General features: G+C 45.2%; 14 protein-coding genes and 2 tRNA genes. 9 read left to right on the top strand and 7 right to left on the bottom strand.

Translation table 11 applies throughout. From position 1 onward, the window contains the following. Positions 1 to 16: 16 nt before the first annotated feature. Positions 17 to 3,130 (top strand): efflux RND transporter permease subunit, encoded by a 3,114-nt coding sequence (locus DW896_RS04660; protein WP_055288554.1) that lies wholly within the window; start codon positions 17 to 19, stop codon positions 3,128 to 3,130. A 136-nt stretch (positions 3,131 to 3,266) separates the two neighbouring features. Beyond that, on the top strand, positions 3,267 to 4,157 hold the full coding sequence (locus DW896_RS04655) for a CblA family class A beta-lactamase (RefSeq protein WP_005837179.1): 891 nt from the start codon (positions 3,267 to 3,269) through the stop codon (positions 4,155 to 4,157). Between the two features lie 30 nt (positions 4,158 to 4,187). Here the strand turns inward: DW896_RS04655 and DW896_RS04650 are convergent, their stop codons facing one another. Continuing rightward, positions 4,188 to 4,637, bottom strand: a complete 450-nt coding sequence (locus tag DW896_RS04650) for a type I restriction enzyme HsdR N-terminal domain-containing protein (RefSeq protein WP_044467574.1) — start codon at positions 4,635 to 4,637, stop codon at positions 4,188 to 4,190. Between the two features lie 64 nt (positions 4,638 to 4,701). Here DW896_RS04650 and DW896_RS04645 point away from each other — a divergent pair, with 64 nt between their 5' ends. The 5 genes from DW896_RS04645 to DW896_RS04625 all read left to right on the top strand — a co-directional run bounded on the left by DW896_RS04645 (position 4,702) and on the right by DW896_RS04625 (position 9,704). Then, complete coding sequence (locus DW896_RS04645) at positions 4,702 to 5,478, top strand: AMP nucleosidase (RefSeq protein WP_005837181.1); 777 nt, start codon at positions 4,702 to 4,704, stop codon at positions 5,476 to 5,478. A 42-nt stretch (positions 5,479 to 5,520) separates the two neighbouring features. Then, positions 5,521 to 6,540, top strand: a complete 1,020-nt coding sequence (holA, locus tag DW896_RS04640; protein WP_119992917.1) for a DNA polymerase III subunit delta — start codon at positions 5,521 to 5,523, stop codon at positions 6,538 to 6,540. 909 nt (positions 6,541 to 7,449) lie between these two features. Continuing rightward, the gene (locus DW896_RS04635; protein WP_119992914.1) at positions 7,450 to 7,911 is read left to right on the top strand and encodes a helix-turn-helix domain-containing protein; all 462 of its coding nucleotides are present in this window, start codon (positions 7,450 to 7,452) and stop codon (positions 7,909 to 7,911) included. A gap of 117 nt (positions 7,912 to 8,028) precedes the next feature. Continuing rightward, positions 8,029 to 8,805: a dihydroorotate dehydrogenase electron transfer subunit gene (locus tag DW896_RS04630; protein ID WP_005827777.1), complete on the top strand. Its 777-nt coding sequence runs from the start codon at positions 8,029 to 8,031 to the stop codon at positions 8,803 to 8,805. Then, positions 8,793 to 9,704, top strand: a complete 912-nt coding sequence (locus DW896_RS04625; protein WP_009038379.1) for a dihydroorotate dehydrogenase — start codon at positions 8,793 to 8,795, stop codon at positions 9,702 to 9,704. The genes DW896_RS04630 and DW896_RS04625 overlap by 13 nt, the downstream gene beginning before the upstream one ends. A gap of 93 nt (positions 9,705 to 9,797) precedes the next feature. On the opposite strand, the gene trmD is transcribed toward DW896_RS04625, so the two are convergent. Then, positions 9,798 to 10,475 (bottom strand): tRNA (guanosine(37)-N1)-methyltransferase TrmD, encoded by a 678-nt coding sequence (gene trmD / locus DW896_RS04620; protein WP_119992912.1) that lies wholly within the window; start codon positions 10,473 to 10,475, stop codon positions 9,798 to 9,800. Between the two features lie 89 nt (positions 10,476 to 10,564). On the opposite strand from trmD, the gene ligA reads away from it, so the two are divergent. Together ligA and dapA are read left to right on the top strand one after the other, a co-directional pair. Further along, positions 10,565 to 12,562, top strand: a complete 1,998-nt coding sequence (ligA, locus tag DW896_RS04615; RefSeq protein WP_119992910.1) for an NAD-dependent DNA ligase LigA — start codon at positions 10,565 to 10,567, stop codon at positions 12,560 to 12,562. A 103-nt stretch (positions 12,563 to 12,665) separates the two neighbouring features. After that, on the top strand, positions 12,666 to 13,559 hold the full coding sequence (dapA, locus tag DW896_RS04610; RefSeq protein WP_005827769.1) for a 4-hydroxy-tetrahydrodipicolinate synthase: 894 nt from the start codon (positions 12,666 to 12,668) through the stop codon (positions 13,557 to 13,559). A 494-nt stretch (positions 13,560 to 14,053) separates the two neighbouring features. Here dapA and DW896_RS04605 read toward each other — a convergent pair. The 5 genes from DW896_RS04605 to DW896_RS04585 all read right to left on the bottom strand — a co-directional run bounded on the left by DW896_RS04605 (position 14,054) and on the right by DW896_RS04585 (position 21,467). Further along, positions 14,054 to 14,127 (bottom strand) — tRNA-Arg (locus tag DW896_RS04605). A gap of 23 nt (positions 14,128 to 14,150) precedes the next feature. Continuing rightward, a tRNA-Arg gene (locus DW896_RS04600) sits at positions 14,151 to 14,224 on the bottom strand. Positions 14,225 to 14,299: 75 nt separating this feature from the next. After that, positions 14,300 to 16,597, bottom strand: coding sequence for a patatin-like phospholipase family protein (locus DW896_RS04595; RefSeq protein ID WP_008664510.1), 2,298 nt, complete (start codon positions 16,595 to 16,597; stop codon positions 14,300 to 14,302). A 181-nt stretch (positions 16,598 to 16,778) separates the two neighbouring features. After that, complete coding sequence (gene htpG, locus DW896_RS04590) at positions 16,779 to 18,827, bottom strand: molecular chaperone HtpG (RefSeq protein WP_009038377.1); 2,049 nt, start codon at positions 18,825 to 18,827, stop codon at positions 16,779 to 16,781. Positions 18,828 to 18,938: 111 nt separating this feature from the next. Further along, on the bottom strand, positions 18,939 to 21,467 hold the full coding sequence (locus DW896_RS04585; protein ID WP_009038376.1) for an ATP-dependent Clp protease ATP-binding subunit: 2,529 nt from the start codon (positions 21,465 to 21,467) through the stop codon (positions 18,939 to 18,941). Positions 21,468 to 21,683 lie beyond the last annotated feature (216 nt).

Here is a 21,683-nt window from a genome sequence, read left to right as displayed (position 1 = left end):
ATTAATACCAAAGCCTATGTTTTCAAAATTCTTCATAGACCGTCCTATCTTTGCTACCGTATTGGCGCTGCTCATCGTCGTAGCAGGACTGGTCACACTGGGCATCCTGCCCATTGCCCAATATCCGGACATCACACCACCCACCGTGCAGGTCAGTGCCGTATATCCCGGAGCCAATGCGCAGACGGTGGCACAAACCGTCGGCATCCCCATCGAGCAGCAAGTCAACGGAGTGGACGGAATGCTTTACATGTCCTCCAACTCCAGCTCATCGGGCGCTTACTCTCTTACCATTACTTTTGCCGTAGGCACAGACATTGATATGGCTACCGTGCAGGTCCAGAACCGGGTAAGCGTGGCCCAGTCGTCACTGCCTACTCCCGTTGTGGTGCAAGGCGTCACTGTGCAGAAACAGTCATCGAACATCGTGATGTTCCTCACGATGACGTCGGACAGCAAAGACTACGACGGACTTTACCTCAGCAACTATGCCAAGCTGAATCTCGTAGACCAGTTAACACGCGTGCCCGGTGTAGGCGCCGTCAATGTGATGGGAGCAGGGGACTACTCCATGCGTATCTGGCTCGACCCTGCCGCCATGCGCATCCGCTATCTTTCGCCGGCCGATGTATACCAAGCTATCCAATCACAGAATGTGGAGGTCAGCGCAGGTAACGTAGGGCAACCCATCGGCACAGACAATAAAAATGCCTATCAATACAGCCTGACCGTAAAAGGGCGCCTTACCTCACCCGAAGAGTTCGGCAACATTATCCTGCGTACCGAAACCGGAGGGAAGATACTCCGTCTGCGCGACGTGGCGCATATCGACCTGGGCTCGGCCTCTTACAGCGTAGTATCCCAACTGGACGGGAAACCCACCGCTGCCATCGCTATCTATCAGCAACCTGGCAGCAACTCGCTGGACGTTTCCAAAGGAGTAAAGGCAAAAATGCAGGAACTCTCGCAAAATTTCCCTGCAGGCATACAATACAATGTAACCCTGGACACTACGGATGTCATTCATGCTTCCATAGACGAAGTGATGGTGACGTTCCTTGAAACAACCCTGCTGGTAGTTCTCGTCATCTTCCTGTTCCTGCAGAACTGGCGGGCGGTCGTCATTCCCTGCATCACTATTCCGGTATCACTCATCGGCACACTGGCCGTCATGTCCTTGTTCGGCTTCTCCATCAATACGCTGACACTATTCGGACTGATACTTGCCGTGGCCATCGTGGTAGATGATGCCATTGTGGTGGTGGAGAACTCCACGCGTCTGCTGGACACGGGGCGCTACACCTCCCGCCAGGCTGTGACCGAAGCGATGGGAGAGATTACCGGCCCCATTGTCGGGGTAGTGCTGGTGCTGCTTGCCGTATTTATCCCGACAACACTCGTCAGCGGCATATCAGGACAACTGTATAAACAGTTTGCCTTGACCATTGCAGCCAGCACCGTACTTAGCGGATTCAACTCATTGACCCTTACTCCGGCACTCTGTGCCTTGATGCTGCAACCTACCCGGCCTTCCAAAAATCCCCTATATCGGGGGTTCAACCATCTGTACGACAAGACACAAGGAGTCTACGACCGGATAGTGGAGTACCTGCTCCAACGCCCTGTCGCTTCCATCGTTTCATATGCGGTTTTCACATTGATTGCTGTCCTGCTGTTTGTCAAATGGCCGTCCACATTTGTTCCGGAAGAAGATGACGGCTATTTCCTCGCAGTGGTACAGCTTCCCCCTGCATCGAGCCTGGAGCGCACCCAAGCCGTAGGAAAGCAGATAAATAAGATTCTCGATTCTTACCCCGAAATAAAGGACTACATCGGCATATCCGGCTTCTCCGTGATGGGAGGTGGAGAGCAAAGCAATGCGGCCACTTACTTCATCGTACTGAAAAACTGGAATGAACGCAAGGGAAAGGAACATACGGCTGAAGCCGTAGTACAGCGCTTCAATATGGAAGTATATGGCATCCAGGAAGCAGAGATATTTGCCATGGTCCCGCCTGCCATCCCCGGACTGGGAGCTACCGGAGGCCTGCAACTCCAATTGGAAGACCGCCACAACCTCGGCGCCACCGAGATGCAGCGTGCTGTAGAGACCTTGATGGAGCATTACCGCAATTATCCGGCACTGGCATCGGTCAGCAGCCAGTACCAAGCCAATGTACCGCAATATTTTTTGAATATAGACCGCGACAAGGTACAGTTGATGGGTATCCCGCTGAACAGTGTATTCACCGCCTTGGGTTACTATATGGGGGAGGCCTACGTCAACGACTATGTACAGTTCGGACACATCTACCAAGTGAAATTGGGGGCGGGCGACCGTGCCCAGCGTGTCATCGACGATGTTCTGAAATTGAGCGTTCCCAATGCATCGGGAGAAATGGTGCCTTTCTCTTCCTTCACCCGGGTGGAAGAGCAGTTAGGCATGGACCAGATAAACAGATATAACATGTATTCCACAGCAGCCGTGACCTGCAATGTGGCTCCGGGCAGTAGTTCGGGAGAGGGTATCCGGCAAATGGAAAGTCTAATCAAAGAGCATCTCGGAGACGAGTTCGGCTATGAATGGACTTCGGTAGCCTATCAGGAGACGCAGGCGGGAACCACGACGACTGTCGTATTCGTCATGGCACTGCTGGTTGCCTTCCTTGTACTCGCCGCACAATACGAAAGCTGGACCAGTCCGGTAGCTGCCGTAATGGGACTTCCGGTTGCACTGCTCGGTGCCATGCTGGGATGCTATGTCATGGGGACTCCGGTCAGCATCTACACACAAATTGGAATCATTCTGCTTGTCGCCTTGTCTGCCAAAAACGGTATTCTGATTGTGGAGTTTGCACGTGACTTTCGTGTACAAGGCAATTCAATCCGCGATGCGGCATTCCAGGCCGGACATATCCGCCTGCGACCTATTCTGATGACATCGCTTGCATTCGTATTCGGGGTTATGCCGCTGCTTTTTGCAACCGGAGCAGGGGCGGGAAGCCGTATTGCACTGGGAGCCGCCGTAGTGTTCGGTATGGCACTGAATACCTTGCTTGCCACGGTCTATATTCCTAATTTCTACGAATTGATGCAGAAGTTGCAAGAGAAGTTCAGTAAGAAACAATAGGGAGGATGAGCTACAAGTTATGGATTATGGTTATAAGCTATCACACTTATAGCCCATAATCCATAACTCATTTTAGCAACTTGCTGCTAAAAGTTGTATCTTTGCGTGCGAATTGCCTCTTAAAGAAATTGAAGTTATGAAAGCATATTTCATCGCCATACTTACCTTATTCACTTGTATAGCTACCGTCGTCCGGGCGCAGCAAATGTCTGAACTTAAAAACCGGATTGACAGTCTGCTCAATGGCAAGAAAGCCACCGTTGGTATAGCCGTATGGACAGACAAAGGAGACATGCTCCGGTATAATGACCATGTACACTTCCCCTTGCTCAGTGTATTCAAATTCCATGTGGCACTGGCCGTACTGGACAAGATGGATAAGCAAAGCATCAGTCTGGACAGCATTGTTTCCATAAAGGCATCCCAAATGCTGCCCAATACCTACAGCCCCCTGCGGAAGAAGTTTCCCGACCAGGATTTCACGATTACGCTTAGGGAACTGATGCAATACAGCATTTCCCAAAGCGACAACAATGCCTGCGACATCTTGATAGAATATGCAGGAGGCATCAAACATATCAATGACTATATCCACCGGTTGAGTATCGACTCCTTCAACCTCTCGGAAACAGAAGACGGCATGCACTCCAGCTTCGAGGCTGTATACCGCAACTGGAGTACTCCTTCCGCTATGGCCCGACTACTGAGAACGGCCGATGAAAAAGAGTTGTTCTCCAACAAGGAGCTGAAAGACTTCTTGTGGCAGACCATGATAGATACTGAAACCGGTGCCAACAAACTGAAAGGTATGTTGCCAGCCAAAACCGTGGTAGGACACAAGACCGGCTCTTCCGACCGCAATGCCGACGGTATGAAAACTGCAGATAATGATGCCGGCCTCGTTATCCTTCCCGACGGCCGGAAATACTACATTGCCGCCTTCGTCATGGACTCATACGAGACAGATGAGGACAATGCGAACATCATCGCCCGCATATCACGCATGGTATATGATGCGATGAGATGAGAGAGGCAAGGGGGCTATTGGTAGCTCCTCCTATAAGTTTTGATACTCGGGTATATCCTGCAGAAAAGTATAGCTGTTGTGCTCGTAATCTATGCGGCAACAATAATGCTGAAGCCCGTTGCTGACAATCAGATAATCCACTTTCAGCACCATGTTGTAGCGGGTAATCTGGTCGAAAACCTTTTGGGTGATTTCTATTTCAGGCGCCTTGTATTCCACAATCATCCGGGCGGTAAGGTCGCGCCGATAGAGCACTGTATCACAGCGTTTCTTTGTACCGTTCAGCTGTACCTGCACCTCATTTGCCATAAGCGCCTGCGGATACCCCTTGTGAGCAAGAAGAAAGTGGACGAAGTGCTGCCGCACCCATTCTTCAGGGGTCAAGGCGACATAACGACGACGGATTATATCGAAAATAACATTTTTTCCGTTCCTTGCGGCAATTTTAGCATCGAATGCTGGTAGGTTTAACGATAACATTTACTACATTTGTAAGTTAAATAATGGTTCCCGTCTTTTGGGAACACAAATTTAATGAAATCTTATGAAAACAAAAGAAGAAATCGTAGCCAATTGGCTGCCCCGTTACACAAAGCGTAACCTGGAGGATTTTGGAGAGTACATTCTGTTGACCAACTTCAACAAGTACGTAGAGATTTTCGCAGAAAAGTTCAATGTTCCCATTCTCGGTAAAGATGCCAACATGATATCTGCCAGTGCAGAAGGAATGACCATCATTAATTTTGGTATGGGAAGTCCTAATGCCGCCATTATCATGGACTTGCTGAGTGCTATCAGGCCCAAGGCATGTCTGTTTCTGGGTAAGTGCGGCGGTATAGACAAGAAAAATAGAATAGGGGACCTCATCCTTCCCATTGCCGCCATCCGTGGCGAGGGTACCTCCAACGACTACTTCCCACCTGAAGTCCCGTCACTCCCGGCATTTATGCTGCAACGTGCCGTTTCTTCTGCCATCCGCGATTATGCCCGTGACTACTGGACCGGTACCGTATACACCACCAACCGCCGCATTTGGGAACATGACGAGGAATTCAAAGAATATCTGAAGAAAACCCGTGCCATGGCTGTCGATATGGAAACAGCAACCCTATTCAGCTGCGGTTTTGCCAATCATATTCCCACGGGAGCCCTTCTGCTGGTTTCAGACCAACCGATGATTCCGGAAGGTGTAAAAACCGATAAAAGCGACAATCTGGTGACCCAGAATTATGTAAAGGAGCATGTTGAAATCGGCATCGCATCCTTGCGCATGATTATTGATGAAAAGAAAACCGTAAAACACTTGAAGTTCGACTGGTAATCCGTTACGGGATATCCCCTCGTATAGCACTTACTTTATTATATGGCAAAACAAGAAACAACCTGTGATGATATTCTAAAAGAGTTGAGAGCCAAGCAATACCGCCCCGTCTACTATCTCATGGGCGAGGAATCGTATTACATAGACCTCATCTCCGACTATATTGTAGACAACGTTCTCACTGACACCGAAAAGGAATTCAACCTGACCGTAGTCTACGGTGCAGATGTCGATATAGCCACTGTCATCAATGCGGCCAAGCGCTATCCGATGATGTCCGAACGCCAGGTCGTAGTCGTAAAGGAAGCGCAGGCCATCCGCAACATGGAGGAGCTTTCATACTACCTGCAAAAACCGTTGAACTCCACCATTCTTGTTCTATGCCACAAACATGGGGTGCTGGACAGAAGAAAGAAGCTGGCGGCCGAAATAGAGAAGGTGGGAGTTCTATTCGAATCCAAGAAGGTGAAGGATGCCCAGTTACCGGCATTCATCACCTCATACATGAAGCGCAAAGGTGTAGACTTGGATCCTAAAGCCACCTCCATGCTTGCCGATTTCGTAGGTACGGACCTCAGCCGCCTTACAGGAGAACTGGAAAAACTGATTATAACTCTTCCAAAAGGTCAGACACGCGTCACCCCCGAACAGATAGAACGTAACATCGGAATCAGTAAGGATTATAATAACTTTGAACTTCGCAGTGCCATTGTAGAAAAAGACATACTAAAGGCCAATAAAATAATAAAATATTTTGAAGAAAATCCGAAAACAAACCCTATCCATATGACTTTATCTTTACTTTTCGGCTTCTTCTCCAACTTGATGTTGGCTTATTATGCACCCGAAAAGACGGAGCAGGGTATTGCCAGTTTCATAGGATTAAAGACTCCCTGGCAGTCGCGCGAATACCTAAGTGCCATGCGCCGTTACAGCGGAGTAAAGACCATGCAGATAATCGGAGAAATTCGATATGCAGATGCCAAATCCAAAGGAGTAGGAAATTCCTCCCTAAGCGATGGAGATATCCTCCGGGAATTGGTCTTTAAGATTCTACATTAACTTCCATACAGCATCCTTTTCCATAAAAGGGGAAAAGCATAAAACAGACTGATTTGATATCATTATGTCATTTTTAGGGGGATTTATCCCCCTTTTTCTATTTCGGTCCTTAGCATAGACAGTAAAATAGGAGATAATAATCATATTTACAGCAAATTACGTTCATTTATAAGCTCTGAGAATCGCGTTTTTATAACGAATCGACCAATTATACAGAAATAAAGCAAGGATTTAAGTCTTGAAGACTAGAAAATAAATAAAGCATCTTATTTTCTTATTTATGTCACATCTTTTCTCCTTTAGTAAAAAGAAGAGATGGAGCAATTCAGCTTTAAATCGTCATATATGAAATCTGTTACACTTTTCAAGAGTACAATAGTTGTAATACACAACTAGGATAATTGACTATTGTGAATTTAATACATTACATAAATATCTATATGACGGGTGTGTTATAACATATGTGATATTACACTTGAAAAACACAAATGTAATAAGTAATATTTAATATCGCAAACTGATGGTTTACAAAAATAATAGAGTAGGGGTTAACCCATATAATTATAAGCAATAAATATGTATATATCAATTACATACGACGATTAATCAAATTATTAAATTATATATTATATAAAATGAGCGACAAACAAATGTAATACAGCATTTACCATCAAAAAATAACCATATAATATGCTAATAACTAGACAAATATATTATTTTATTAAACTTACGATAAACACCTATTTTACTCGTAATTTGTATTATAGCATTTGTAATGATGAATATTGTAATAACAGCATTTCATTTGTAAACTTTAAAATATTACATTTTTAATTTGCTTTTGTGATGTCGTTTTTTTACTTTTGTAATCCAATAAATAACATGTACAATTGTAATAACACATAAACCATGAGTATAAAAGACAGGTTCAAAATGGTTATGGACCGGGAGAAACTGACAGCAGGAGCTTTTGCCGAGAGTATCGGCGTGGCCCAAGCCACCATTTCTCACATCTTGGGTCCGCGTAACAAATATCCAAGTACGGAAGTCATTCTCCGATTGCATCAACGATACAACGACATAAACTTGGAGTGGCTGCTTACCGGAAAAGGTAATATGAGTAATAATCCGGATTCACCCGAAAACGATGGATTCGACTATCCTTTATTCTCCGAGAATCCGGAAAATCTGTCCAACGGGCCGGAAGAATCTAAAAATCGCAAGGAAATTGCATTAGAGACAGCCCTAAAATCGCCTAAAGAGATTGTAAAACAAGAGATTATCTACAAAGAAAGACCTCCCAGAAAAATCACAGAAATAAGAATTTTCTTTGATGACAATACCTACGAGACTCTCAAACCGGAAAATTAAGGAATGAGAATGGAAATAGACTAACGCCCCGGCATAAAAAAGAAACGGGTTCATTTTATTCTGCACTCGGTTTACACTATCTTTGCACCCGAAAGAAAAACATCCCTCTTTATAGATATGAAAAAGTATATTTTAGATCTGACAGTGACAGAGAACCTCCGCTTGCATGCCAACTACGTGTTGTTGAAGCTGACTTCTCCATCCCCACTTCCGGAAATGCTTCCGGGACAATTTGCAGAGATTCGCGTGGACGGCTCGCCTACCACTTTTTTGCGCCGCCCCATCTCCATCAATTATGTAGATAGACAACGGAACGAGGTCTGGTTCTTAATCCAACTTGTAGGCGACGGAACCAAGCGATTAGGAGAAGCAAAAGCAGGCGATATAATCAATGTAGTGCTTCCGTTGGGAAACTGCTTCACAATGCCTGAAAAGCCCTCAGACAAGCTCTTATTGGTAGGTGGAGGTGTAGGTACAGCTCCTATGTTATATTTAGGCGAACAGCTCGCCAAGAAAGGTTGCAAGCCAACATTCCTGCTGGGTGCCAGAAGTGACAAAGATTTGCTTCAATTGGAACAATTTGCCGCCTATGGCGAGGTGTATACCACCACCGAAGATGGCAGCCACGGAGAGAAGGGATACGTAACACAACACTCCATATTAAATAAGGTGTGCTTTGAGCAGATATATACTTGCGGCCCCAAACCGATGATGATGGCAGTAGCAAAGTATGCCAAAAGTAAAGGCATCAGTTGCGAAGTATCTTTGGAAAATATGATGGCGTGTGGCATAGGCGCTTGTCTATGCTGTGTAGAAAATACCACGGAAGGTCATTTGTGCGTATGTAAAGAAGGTCCGGTTTTTAATATAAACAAACTATTATGGCAGATTTAAGTGTAAATATTGGTGAATTACAAATGAATAATCCGGTGATGACTGCATCCGGAACATTCGGATATGGTGAAGAATTCGCCGATTTCATCGAACTATCGCGAATAGGCGGTATTATTGTAAAGGGAACCACTCTTCACAAACGTGAAGGCAATCCATATCCGCGCATGGCAGAGACTCCTTCGGGTATGTTAAACGCTGTGGGACTGCAAAATAAGGGTGTTCATTACTTTGTTGAACACATCTATCCCCGCATCAAGGACATTCAGACCAACATGATTGTGAATGTTTCGGGTTCTGCCATCGAAGACTATGCCGAAACAGCCGCAATCATTAATGAACTTGACAAAATTCCTGCCATAGAATTGAACATCTCTTGCCCCAACGTGAAGCAAGGAGGAATGGCATTCGGTGTTACCGCCAAGGGCGCCGAAGAAGTGGTGAAAGCCGTGCGCTCAGTTTACAAAAAGACACTTATCGTAAAGCTCTCCCCGAACGTTACCGACATCACTGAAATAGCCCGCGCAGCCGAAAATGGCGGTGCAGACAGTGTTTCCCTCATCAATACCCTGCTGGGAATGGCTATAGACGCGGAACGCAGGCGTCCGATACTCTCCACTGTAACCGGTGGCATGTCCGGTGCGGCCGTGAAACCCATTGCCTTACGTATGGTATGGCAAGTAGCCAAAGCGGTAAAAATCCCCGTCATAGGCTTGGGAGGTATCATGAACTGGAAAGATGCTGTGGAATTCATGCTTGCAGGTGCCTCTGCCATCCAGATTGGTACGGCAAACTTCATTGATCCGGCGGTTACAGTGAAAGTGGTAGAAGGAATAAATGACTATCTTGACAGACACGGTTATCAGTCTATAAAGGATATTATCGGTGCACTCGAGGTATAAAGAATAACAAGAGATCGCCATTCGCAATATATATTCATAAAAAAGGACATTCATTGACGAATGTCCTTTTTCTTTTTATTTACATCAGTAAACTTACTCTCCCAACAAATCCGGACGCAATCTACGGGTCCTTTCCAACGACTGTTGCAGCTCCCATTCCTTAATCTTGGCCTCATGTCCGGAGAGTAAAATATCCGGAACCTTCCATCCATTGTAATCAGCGGGACGTGTATAGACCGGTGCGGCCAGCAGATTGTCCTGAAAAGAATCTGAAAGTGCAGACTGCTCATCGGAAATCACTCCCGGAATGATACGGACGATGGCATCTGCCATGACAGCCGCCGCCAGTTCTCCGCCAGTCAACACATAGTCGCCGATACTGATTTCCTTGGTGATGAGATGCTCGCGAATCCGGTAATCTATCCCTTTGAAATGCCCGCAGAGAATGATGAGATTCTGGGCAAGGGAAAGAGTATTTGCCATCGGCTGATTGAACTGCTCACCATCGGGGGTCGTAAAGATAACCTCGTCGTAATCCCGCTCGGCCTTCAAGGCGTTGATACACCGCTCTATCGGCTCTATCTTCATGACCATTCCGGCAAAGCCGCCAAACGGATAATCGTCTACACGACGGTACTTATCTTCCGTATAATCACGAAGATTATGGATATGTATCTCTACAAGCCCTTTATTTTGAGCACGTTTCATAATGGAGCAGTTAAAGAATCCCTCAATCATCTCCGGCAAAACTGTGATAATGTCAATGCGCATATAACTTTATTTTAGCTATTTCAAGCTGCAAAAGTACAAATATTCGGGGAGAAACCCGTATTTTTGCGTTCAAACAATCCGAAAACCCTATGACTGTAAAAGAAAAAATAGACCAGCTCCGTGCGGAATTACACCAGCACAACTACAATTATTATGTGCTGAATGCTCCTGAAATATCCGACAAGGAGTTTGACGACCTGATGCGCGAGCTACAAGACTTAGAGAAAGAACATCCTGAATACCAAGATGATAATTCGCCCACGATGCGTGTAGGGAGTGATTTGAATAAGAACTTCACACAAGTGGCACACAAATATCCCATGCTTTCATTGGGAAACACCTATTCCGAAAACGAAGTGACCGACTTTTACGAACGGGTAAAGAAAGCGTTGAATGAGGATTTTGAAATCTGCTGCGAGCTGAAGTATGACGGTACTTCCATCTCGCTGACTTACGAGGATGGCAAACTGGTGCGTGCCGTCACCCGTGGCGATGGCGAAAAGGGCGATGACGTGACGGACAATGTAAAGACAATCCGAACGATTCCACTGGTCCTCCATGGGAATTATCCTAAATCATTCGAAATCAGAGGGGAAATCCTGATGCCCTGGGTGGTTTTCGAAGAACTGAACCGGGAAAAGGAAGCACGTGAGGAACCGCTTTTCGCCAATCCGCGCAACGCTGCTTCCGGTACCTTGAAGTTGCAGAATTCCGCCATCGTAGCATCCAGAAAGCTGGATGCTTATCTCTACTATCTATTGGGAGAGGAATTGCCCTGCGACGGCCATTACGAGAATCTGCAAGCCGCCGCCAGCTGGGGATTTAAAACATCAGAGCACACCAGAAAAGCCCACAGCCTGGAAGAAGTCTTCGAATACATCAATTATTGGGACACGGAGCGTAAGAACCTTCCGGTAGCTACTGATGGTATTGTACTAAAAGTCAACAGCTTGAGACAACAAAAGAATTTGGGATTCACAGCCAAGTCCCCCCGGTGGGCCATCGCATACAAATTCCAGGCAGAACGTGCACTGACACGCTTGAATAGGGTTACCTACCAAGTAGGACGTACCGGCGCAGTCACTCCGGTTGCCAATCTGGACCCCGTACAACTGTCCGGCACCATTGTGAAACGTGCCTCCCTGCACAATGCAGATATTATCGAGGGGCTGGACCTGCATATAGGCGACATGGTGTATGTGGAAAAAGGCGGTGAAATCATCCCCAAAATAACCGGTGTCGATAAGGATGCCCGCAGTATGCTTATCGGTGAAAAAGTGAAGTTCATCACCCATTGTCCCGAATGCGGCAGCAAACTGATACGTTTTGAAGGAGAAGCAGCCCACTATTGCCCCAATGAAACCGCTTGTCCTCCGCAGATTAAAGGGAAAATAGAGCATTTCATCAGCCGCAAAGCCATGAATATAGACGGACTGGGACCTGAAACAGTAGATATGTTCTACCGATTGGGGCTGATAAAGGATACTGCAGATTTATACCAGCTCAAAACCGATGACATCAAGAACCTGGAACGGATGGGCGAAAAATCGGCAGAAAACATAGTCAACGGTATTGCGGCAAGTAAAGAAGTGCCATTCGAAAGAGTGCTCTTTGCACTGGGCATACGCTTCGTGGGAGAAACGGTTGCCAAGAAAATAGCCAAGTCCTTTACGGACATCGAAGAGCTGGAAAACGCAGACCTCGAAAAGCTGAAAAACATCGATGAAATCGGTGAAAAAATAGCGCAGAGCATTATAACCTACTTCTCCAATCCTGTCAACAGAGAGCTGGTGGAACGGCTGAAATCGAACGGTCTGCAACTCCACCGGACAGAAGAAGACCTCAGCGGATACACCGACAAACTGGCGGGCCAGTCCATCGTCATCAGCGGCGTATTCACCCACCACTCACGGGACGAATACAAAGAGATGATTGAAAAGAACGGTGGAAAAAACGTCGGCAGTATCTCCTCCAAAACCAGCTTTATCCTGGCCGGAGAAAATATGGGACCTGCCAAACTGGAGAAAGCGCAGAAACTGGGAGTAAAGATTATGAGCGAAGATGAGTTTTTGGCATTGATATCCTAACAAATTTCCACAAAAAGCTTTTTTATGGCTTATATTTGTAGGGTAAATCGAAAAAATTCGTACTTTTGCGAGTCATTTAATTAGAGATTACTTTATAATACTCATGATACAGACAAGATTGAAAGGAATGGGGGTAGCGCTGATTACTCCATTTAAAGAGGATGAAAGCGTTGATTACGATGCGTTGATGCGTTTGGTAGACTATCAACTTCAAAACAATACCGACTTTTTATGTGTGCTCGGCACCACGGCAGAAACTCCGACTCTGACTGAAGAAGAGAAAAAGAAAATCAAGAAAATGGTCATCGAGCGAGTGAACGGAAGAATTCCTATCCTGCTGGGCGTAGGTGGAAACAACACCCGGGCCATAGTGGAAACACTGAAAAATGACGATTTCACCGGAGTAGATGCCATTCTATCCGTCGTTCCATATTACAACAAGCCATCGCAAGAAGGTATATATCAGCATTATAAGGCCATTTCTGAAGCAACGGATTTGCCGATTGTGCTTTATAATGTCCCCGGTCGTACCGGCGTGAACATGAAGGCAGAAACAACCCTGCGCATTGCACGTGATTTCAAGAATGTGATAGCCGTCAAAGAAGCTTCGGGCGACATCACGCAGATGGACGACATCATCAAAAACAAACCGGCCAATTTCGACGTTATTTCGGGCGATGACGGCATCACCTTCCCTCTGATTACCCTGGGGGCCGTCGGCATTATCTCGGTCATCGGAAACGCGTTCCCACGTGAGTTCAGCCGTATGGTACGTCTGGCACTGCAAGGGGACTATGCCAATGCATTGACCATTCACCACAAATTTGCCGAATTATTCAAGCTTCTGTTTGTAGACGGCAACCCTGCCGGAGTAAAAGCCATGCTGAATGTAATGGGAATGATTGAGAACAAGCTCCGCCTGCCATTGGTGCCGACCAGAATCACTACTTTCGAAGCCATGCGCAAGATTCTGGATGAATTGAACATCAAATGCTAAGGCCTTATACCGCCCCTATAGGATATTAATTTCCAGTATACAACATATTAATATCAGATATGCAAGGAGTTAATTTTGTGGAAACACGGAATTAACTCCTTCTTTTTTTCCTATGTGACTATATTTATCAGTACAATAATCCCAAAACAGTCTACTGATTACGTTATAAAGCAAAAAGACATCTGGTTAAATCGAGAAAAAGACGTCTCTAGCTCAATCAAGACAAGACTATTATTTCAGCTAATCTATTAGTTCACAACACTGAACACTTTGTTTCAGCAGAGAAAAACACTTTGTTTTTATATGATGGAACAAAGTGTTCAGTCAAGGGAAACAAAGTGTTCTCCATAATGAAACAAAGTGTTTAGTTAAGGGAAACAGTTTGTTTCATTATGGAGAACACGCGCCAGTGCCATACAAGGGAAGAACATCAACTATATGCCATTGCTGTAAAAACAAAGAACCTCCGCAAGTTTTCTTGCGGAGGTTCTTTGTGATCGCGACAGGATTCAAACCTGTAACCGGCTGATCCGTAGTCAGCTACTCTATTCAGTTGAGCTACGCGACCCTTAAAAAAATTATGAAAACTTGTGACCGCGACAGGATTCAAACCTGTAACCGGCTGATCCGTAGTCAGCTACTCTATTCAGTTGAGCTACGCGGCCTCTTTGTTTAACGGGTGCAAAGATACGTACTTTTTCCGAATTAGCAAACGATATACAAACTTTTTTTGAAGAAATTTATTCGACAAAGCGATAATTAAACAACTGCCAGCCGATGGTCATCCCCACATTCCACTCCCTTCTCGGTGAGCTATAATGATTTACATAAGCAGAGATGGCTCCGAAGGGCAAATGACAAATAACAGAAACTTCTCCCATATACTCAAAGCGGGAGAATGCTTTTCCATAATATGCTTTATTCAATGCATTCTTTTTTATCGGAAAAATCGGTGTAAAGCCATAAAATTCTGTCCGGAACTGGAACATGTCGTTCAAAACATATATGGGTTTGATACCGGCAGCCACATACTGGTTGGCACGAAAAGCTTCATTGTACATCAGTTTACTATGCGGAGTCGGTGCAAATTCTCCTGCCTGCATCATGGTTGCCGTATAATTCTCAGAGAAATTTTTCGACGAATACAGTGCTTCTGCCATCCATCCCAGGGTGAACTTCGGCCCCATTGTGTGATATGCCTCTTTCATATAAGAAATTTGCAACCATGATTGCCGTTCTTGCGGAGAAGGACTGTACCCTTCTTGCGGATTCCCCGGTTCAAATCTTTCCCTCCCGGTAAATACCTGGGCTATCAGTTTCTCCAGATAGCCTTTTGTCGCGTATTGCCGCGTATTCAGGGTACTCCCATAGAAACCGATGGAACCTCCCAAAAGTTTGTAGGTACTTCTGTCCGAACGGTCCTTATCGAAATCTATTACGCTGGATTGAAAGTAGTTATCTTCCAGTTGGCCATATCCCAGACTGAACTCCGCACGCTTATTGGCCAAAAACGGCAAGGCAACCATCAACTTCACAAAACGTTCGTCCTTTGAATTGAATGAAGGTTTGTCATTCCTGGAAAACAGCTTGTCCTTCTTGTAGTAATCGAAGGTACTGATTGAAGCAATAAAACGAAAGGACGTAGATATGTGGGTAGGCAAATCAATCTTACCCATCAACTGGGCATTATTATAAATCTTACCCAACTGACCGTCAAAAGTGATTTCCTTGGAATAATAATTCAAGTTCTGATATCCTATTCCCAAATAGATTTGATTTGAGCTCGTGGTAGAGACACTGCCCCCCAGACGCACGGAAAAATTATCCTCCATCTTCACCTTCAAATGCAGCTCATACAAATCGGATTCCGAATCATACACAGCATGAGGAACTATTTCCGAAATCATATTATCTGCCAGCAAACGAAAATACCCGCGCTTCAAGTCTTCATAAGTAAAGACTTCATGCTCTTCATCATGGAACTCTTTTTTGATGTAGGCTTGCTGTTGGGCATTCGCCCCTTCAATAATGATATCCCGAAAACGGAATTGAGGCAGGTTACTCCGGAAGACAAGACGCCTCAAACGCACATTATCAGCATTCACCCTACGATGAACACGGCTTTTGATGGAATCCATCATATTAAGGGTACGATTGTAACCTATATCGTGCAATTCCTGCAGACGGTCAAAATCCAGCAAGTTGACATCATCATATTTGAAGGTCATGACTATACCCAACGAGTCCGGAATGGAGTAATCGGTCTTCTGCATAATCATATTCTCCAATTGGCTCATCAGGTCATTCTCCTTCGGCTTACCGGGATTGGCCGCTACCACACTGCCAATAATGACATCCGGATGAAAATCCTCCCGCATCACATCCGTAGGGAAATTATTGTAAATGCCGCCATCATAAGCAAGCGTACTGTCTATTTCTATCGGTTTGAAGACAAATGGAAAGCTCATGGAAGCACGTACCGCATCTCCCAAATCCCCTTTACTCAATACCAATGGCTTTTTATTGTACACATCGGATGCTATACAGCGAAAAGGAACAAACAGTTTGTTGAAATTACCGCCACATGCAGCCGTAGCACGTGCAAACAATTCCACAAATACCAGGTTCATCTGTATGGGGTTGACCATGCTTGTGGGAAGTATCTGGGGCTTTATATGCAGCGAGTCCCTAAAAGCAAAACGGATATTAAAAAATTCCGGTGAAGGACGATTCTTCTTAAAATAATACTCGTATTTAGGCTCCACTTTGCCCGAATACCAACGCTTAAAGTCGGGAGAGCGCAACAGCGCCTCCATATCGTCCGGGGAATACCCCATAGCATACAGAGAACCGATGATAGCTCCCATAGAGGTTCCGGTTATATAATCAATGGGGATATTATTCTCTTCCAAAGCCCGGATAATGCCTATATGAGTCATGCCTTTTGCTCCACCGCCACTCAGTACAAGCCCCACTTTCTGAGCTTGTAAAATAAAGCCACATAGAAGAAACGAAAAAAACAATAAAACTCTTTTCATAACTATGCTATTCCGAGTAAGATAAATGTTCATTGCCCCAAATATAAACAATAGTTTCTAAAAATGCCGTATTCAACGAAGAAAATCACACCCTAATTGGTGAAAATGAATAAAAAAAGGGTATTGCGACTCCGAAGAATCACAATACCCTTGCATATATTAAATGCAAATTTAAAGGGGCTTATTTTATCAGGTCAATGCTTCTCTTGACAAAGTTGTTCAAAGCTTCACCTTTCAACATACCATTCTGCAGCAGTGCCAAATCTATCAGTTGACGGACAACCTTATTCTTGGCAGCATAATCGGCGAAGATGCCTTCTTTCTGTGTTTTCAGTTCGTCCCACTTCTTATCCAGCTCATTCACTTTATCCTTTTCGGCAGTCGGTATATCCTCATCTTTCTTGCCTTCCTGCTTCTTTTTCAGGTCAGTACGCTGCTTGTTCACTTCATCCATCTCTGCCTGAACCGGAGCAACGGCAGCAGCACATTCCTTATCTTCATCTGCCAGAACTTCTTTTACCAGCTTATGGTCTGAATTCAATACCAGGTTAAACATATCCGGCATTTCGCCATAGAAGCTCATTCCAGCCTGGATATTCGCCATTTCCTTCATACGGCGCATGTACTCGCTCTGAGTTATCATGATAGGAGTGGCATTTTCGCCCAAAGCCTGCGCCGTGATGTTGAACTCCGTCTTATCCATCTTGGGCAACTGGCTCTTGAAGATGGAAGAAAGAACTTCCTGCTTGCCGGCTTCCAACGCTTCGTTCTTCTTGTCTTCCTTGACAATCAGATTATCAATAATATCGCTGTCTACACGAGTGAAGCGAACCTTTTCGAACTTCTGTTCCAACATGCTCACCACCGCAATGTCCAGCTGTCCATCCATCAACAGCACATTGTATCCTTTATTCGTAGCGGCCTCTATGTAGCTGTATTGTTCATCTTTATTGTTGGCATACAGATAAATCAGATTTCCATCCTTATCCGTCTGGTTATCTTTAATCAACGTCTTATACTCTTCGAAAGTATAATATTTGCTGTCTGTATCGGTGAAAAGGGCAAAATCCTTGGCTCTATCATAGAAATCTTCCTGCGTAAGCATTCCGTAGTTGATGAAGATTTTCAAGTCATTCCACTTTTCCTCAAACTGTTTACGGTCATTCTTGAAGATAGACTGCAAACGGTCTGACACCTTCTTCGTGATATATGTAGAAATCTTCTTCACGTTGGCATCGCTCTGCAAATAAGAACGGGAAACGTTCAATGGAATGTCCGGTGAATCGAGCACACCATGCAGCAGGGTCAAGAAGTCGGGAACAATACCTTCTACCGAATCCGTCACATATACCTGGTTGCAATAAAGCTGAATCTTATTCTTGTTCAACTCGATGTTGCTTTTCACTTTGGGGAAGTACAGAATACCGGTAAGGTGGAACGGATAATCCACATTCAGATGAATCCAGAATAAAGGTTCGTCGGACATAGGATAAAGGTCACGGTAGAACTTCTTGTAATCTTCATCTTTCAATTCGCTGGGTTTCAGCGTCCACAACGGGTTGGAGTCATTGATGATATTATCCTCGGCAGTTTCAACCTGCTTGCCGTCTTTCCATTCTTTCTTCTTGCCGAATGCAACCGGAATAGGGAGGAAGCTGCAATACTTCTTCAACAAAGAAGAAATGCGCGCTTCTTCAAGGAACTCCTTGCAGTCATCGTCTATATAGAGAACGATATCCGTACCACGTTCAGCCTTATCAGTGTCTTCAATCGTAAACTCCGGACTGCCATCGCAAGTCCACTTTACAGCCTGGGCGCCTTCCTGATAGGACTTAGTGATGATTTCGACTTTCTTGGCAACCATAAAAGCCGAATAGAACCCCAATCCAAAATGACCGATGATGGCATTGGCATCGTTTTTATATTTCTCAAGGAAGTCATTGGCACCAGAGAAAGCTATCTGGTTAATATACTTGTCTATTTCTTCAGCCGTAAGCCCAATACCATGATCGGACACCGTAATGGTATCTTTTCCCAGCGAAACATGTACGGTTAAATCGCCAACTTCACCCTTGAACTCACCGATAGAGGAGAGTGTTTTCAGCTTCTGTGTAGCATCAACCGCGTTAGAAACCAACTCACGGAGAAAAATTTCATGATCACTATACAAGAATTTTTTAATGACGGGGAAGATATTCTCAGTAGTTACCCCAATATTACCTTTTTGCATACTACATTTATATTTTTTAGATTTATATTTTTAATTATTCCGGCAGATATAGCACAAAAAAAATGCCAGCCCATAAGGACTGACATTTTGACGGTTTTTATAAAGAACAGCTTATGCCTTCCTGATGCTCAGCTCGTCTTTTTCTTTGTCTACTGATACGTTTACCGTATCACCCGGCTGTAACTCCTCCGCCACTATCAGCTCGGAAAGTCCATCCTCCAAGTGGTTCTGAATGGCGCGCTTCAATGGGCGCGCACCAAACTGTACATCGTACCCTTTCGAAGCAAGGAATGTCTTTGCATCATCCTCCACAACCAGCTTGTAACCAATTGCTTCAACCCGTTCGTACAAACCTTTCAGCTCAATGTCCACAATCTTTGTGATGGCCTCCAAAGAGAGCTGGTCGAAAGTAATGATTTCATCCAAACGATTCAAGAATTCGGGAGCAAAGGTCTTGTTCAGAGCCTTTTGTATCACGCTGCGCGAATGTTCATTGTCATCCGTGCGGTTTTGTGCCGCAAAACCTACGCCACGGCCAAACTCCTTCAACTGCCGCGTACCGATATTGGAGGTCATAATGATAACCGTATTCTTGAAATCGATGGTTCTGCCATAATTGTCAGTCAAACGACCTTCATCCAGTACCTGGAGCAAGATGTTGAACACGTCCGGATGGGCTTTCTCAATCTCATCCAGCAAGACAATGGAATACGGCTTGCGACGCACCTTTTCAGTCAACTGGCCGCCTTCCTCATAGCCCACATATCCCGGAGCGGCACCAATCATACGAGATACGGTGTATTTCTCCATATACTCGCTCATATCGATACGTATCAAGGCATCGGCAGAGCCAAACATATATTTTGCCAATTGCTTTGCCAAATGCGTCTTACCCACACCAGTAGGGCCAAGGAACATAAAAGTTCCGATGGGATGGTTCGGGTCTTTCAACCCTACACGGCTACGCAAGATTGCTTTGGTAAGTTTCTCTATCGCAGCATCTTGAGCTATCACCTTCGCCTGTAGTTCTTCCTTCATTCCGACCAGTTTAAGTCCTTCTGCCTGCGCCATGCGCTGTACGGGTACACCGGACATCATTGAAATAACATTGGCTATTTCCTCTTCACCTACCGTTTGGCGGTCATCCTTCAAACGGGCTTCCCACTCAACCTTCATCTCCTCCAAGCGGACAGAAAGTTCCTTCTCACGGTCGCGGTAGCTGGCAGCCAGCTCAAAATTCTGTGACTTTACAGCTTCAGCCTTCAGGCTACGTGCCTCTTCAATCAGCTTTTCCTGTTCCTCAATTTCTTTCGGAACATTAATATTCGTCAAATGCACACGCGAACCCGCCTCGTCCAAAGCATCAATAGCTTTATCCGGGAAGTTGCGGTCGGTTATATAGCGTGCTGACAACTTGACACATGCTTCCAAGGCTTCATCCGTGTAGCTCACGTTATGATGGTCTTCATACTTCTCCTTGATATTCTTCAATATCTGAAGCGTTTCTTCAGCTGTGGTAGGCTCTACAATCACCTTTTGGAAACGACGTTCCAAAGCACCGTCTTTCTCGATATTCTTTCTGTATTCATCGAGAGTGGTAGCTCCAATACACTGTATTTCACCACGCGCTAAAGCTGGTTTCAGCATATTGGCAGCATCCATGGAACCGGCAGCAGCACCGGCACCTACAATCGTATGGATTTCATCGATGAAAAGGATGACATTCGGATTTTTCTGCAACTCGTTGATGATAGAGCGGATACGTTCCTCAAACTGACCACGGTATTTTGTTCCCGCCACCACAGAGGCCATATCAAGCATCACCACGCGCTTTTCAAACAAAATGCGCGAAACTTTCTTTTGCACAATACGCAATGCCAAACCCTCTACGATGGCAGATTTTCCGACTCCAGGTTCACCGATAAGCACCGGATTGTTCTTCTTACGGCGGCTCAAGATTTGCGCCAGACGTTCAATCTCGCGTTCGCGACCCACAACCGGGTCCAGCTTGCCTTCTTCGGCAGCCCGCGTCATGTCTACGCCGAAATTGTCCAGCACAGGAGTATCATTGGACGGCTTTCTGGATGCAGCCTGTGCAGCCGAAGCCGAACCAGCTCCCCCAGTACGGGAGGAGCGGGACATATTCATATCTTCTTCATCCTCTTCATCATCCTCGGTGAATCCCATTCCCGCATTCGGATTGGTCGATTTCATCGAAAGCTGTTCAAATACAGCCTGATAATCCACCCGGTGTTCTTCCAAAACAGTTGCAGCAAGATTGTCGCCATCTTTCAAGATAGCCAGCAATACATGTTCCGTATCGGCAGTTGCACTTTTCAGCAAACGCGCTTCAAGCATACACATCTTCAATATCTTAGCCGTCATCGGGGACAAGGGCACTTCAGCGTCCGGCAAGAGAGTATCGTCCTCGGCATCCTTTAGGAAACCCTCCAGACGACTTTTTACTCGTTTTAAATCTATATCAAGTTTCAACAATATTTCAATAGCTTTTCCTCCGCCATCACGCAGCATGCCGAGCAGAAGGTGTTCCGGACCAATATAGCGATTTCTCAATCGATTGGCTTCTTCCTTGCTATAAGTAATTATGTCTGAAACTCTTTGTGAAAATTGATTGTTCATATTTTATAATTCTCCTCAATTAAAAAGGTTATCCACGACAAAGATACGCATTTATTAATTCAGCGTATCATATTTAACTGATTTAATAGTATACAAATCCCGTGCCATAAATTTCAAATCTGTTTTTCCACTTTATACCTTATATATTAATAGCAATTTGGTGAGGAAGGGAGGGAGTACTTCCATATTTATGTTGCAGGCAACAAAGTTTATGGA

The organism is Bacteroides sp. AM41-16 (assembly GCF_003603495.1).
GTDB classification, from domain to species: Bacteria; Bacteroidota; Bacteroidia; order Bacteroidales; family Bacteroidaceae; genus Bacteroides; species Bacteroides uniformis.
This window is presented reverse-complemented; position numbering and strand designations above follow the sequence as displayed.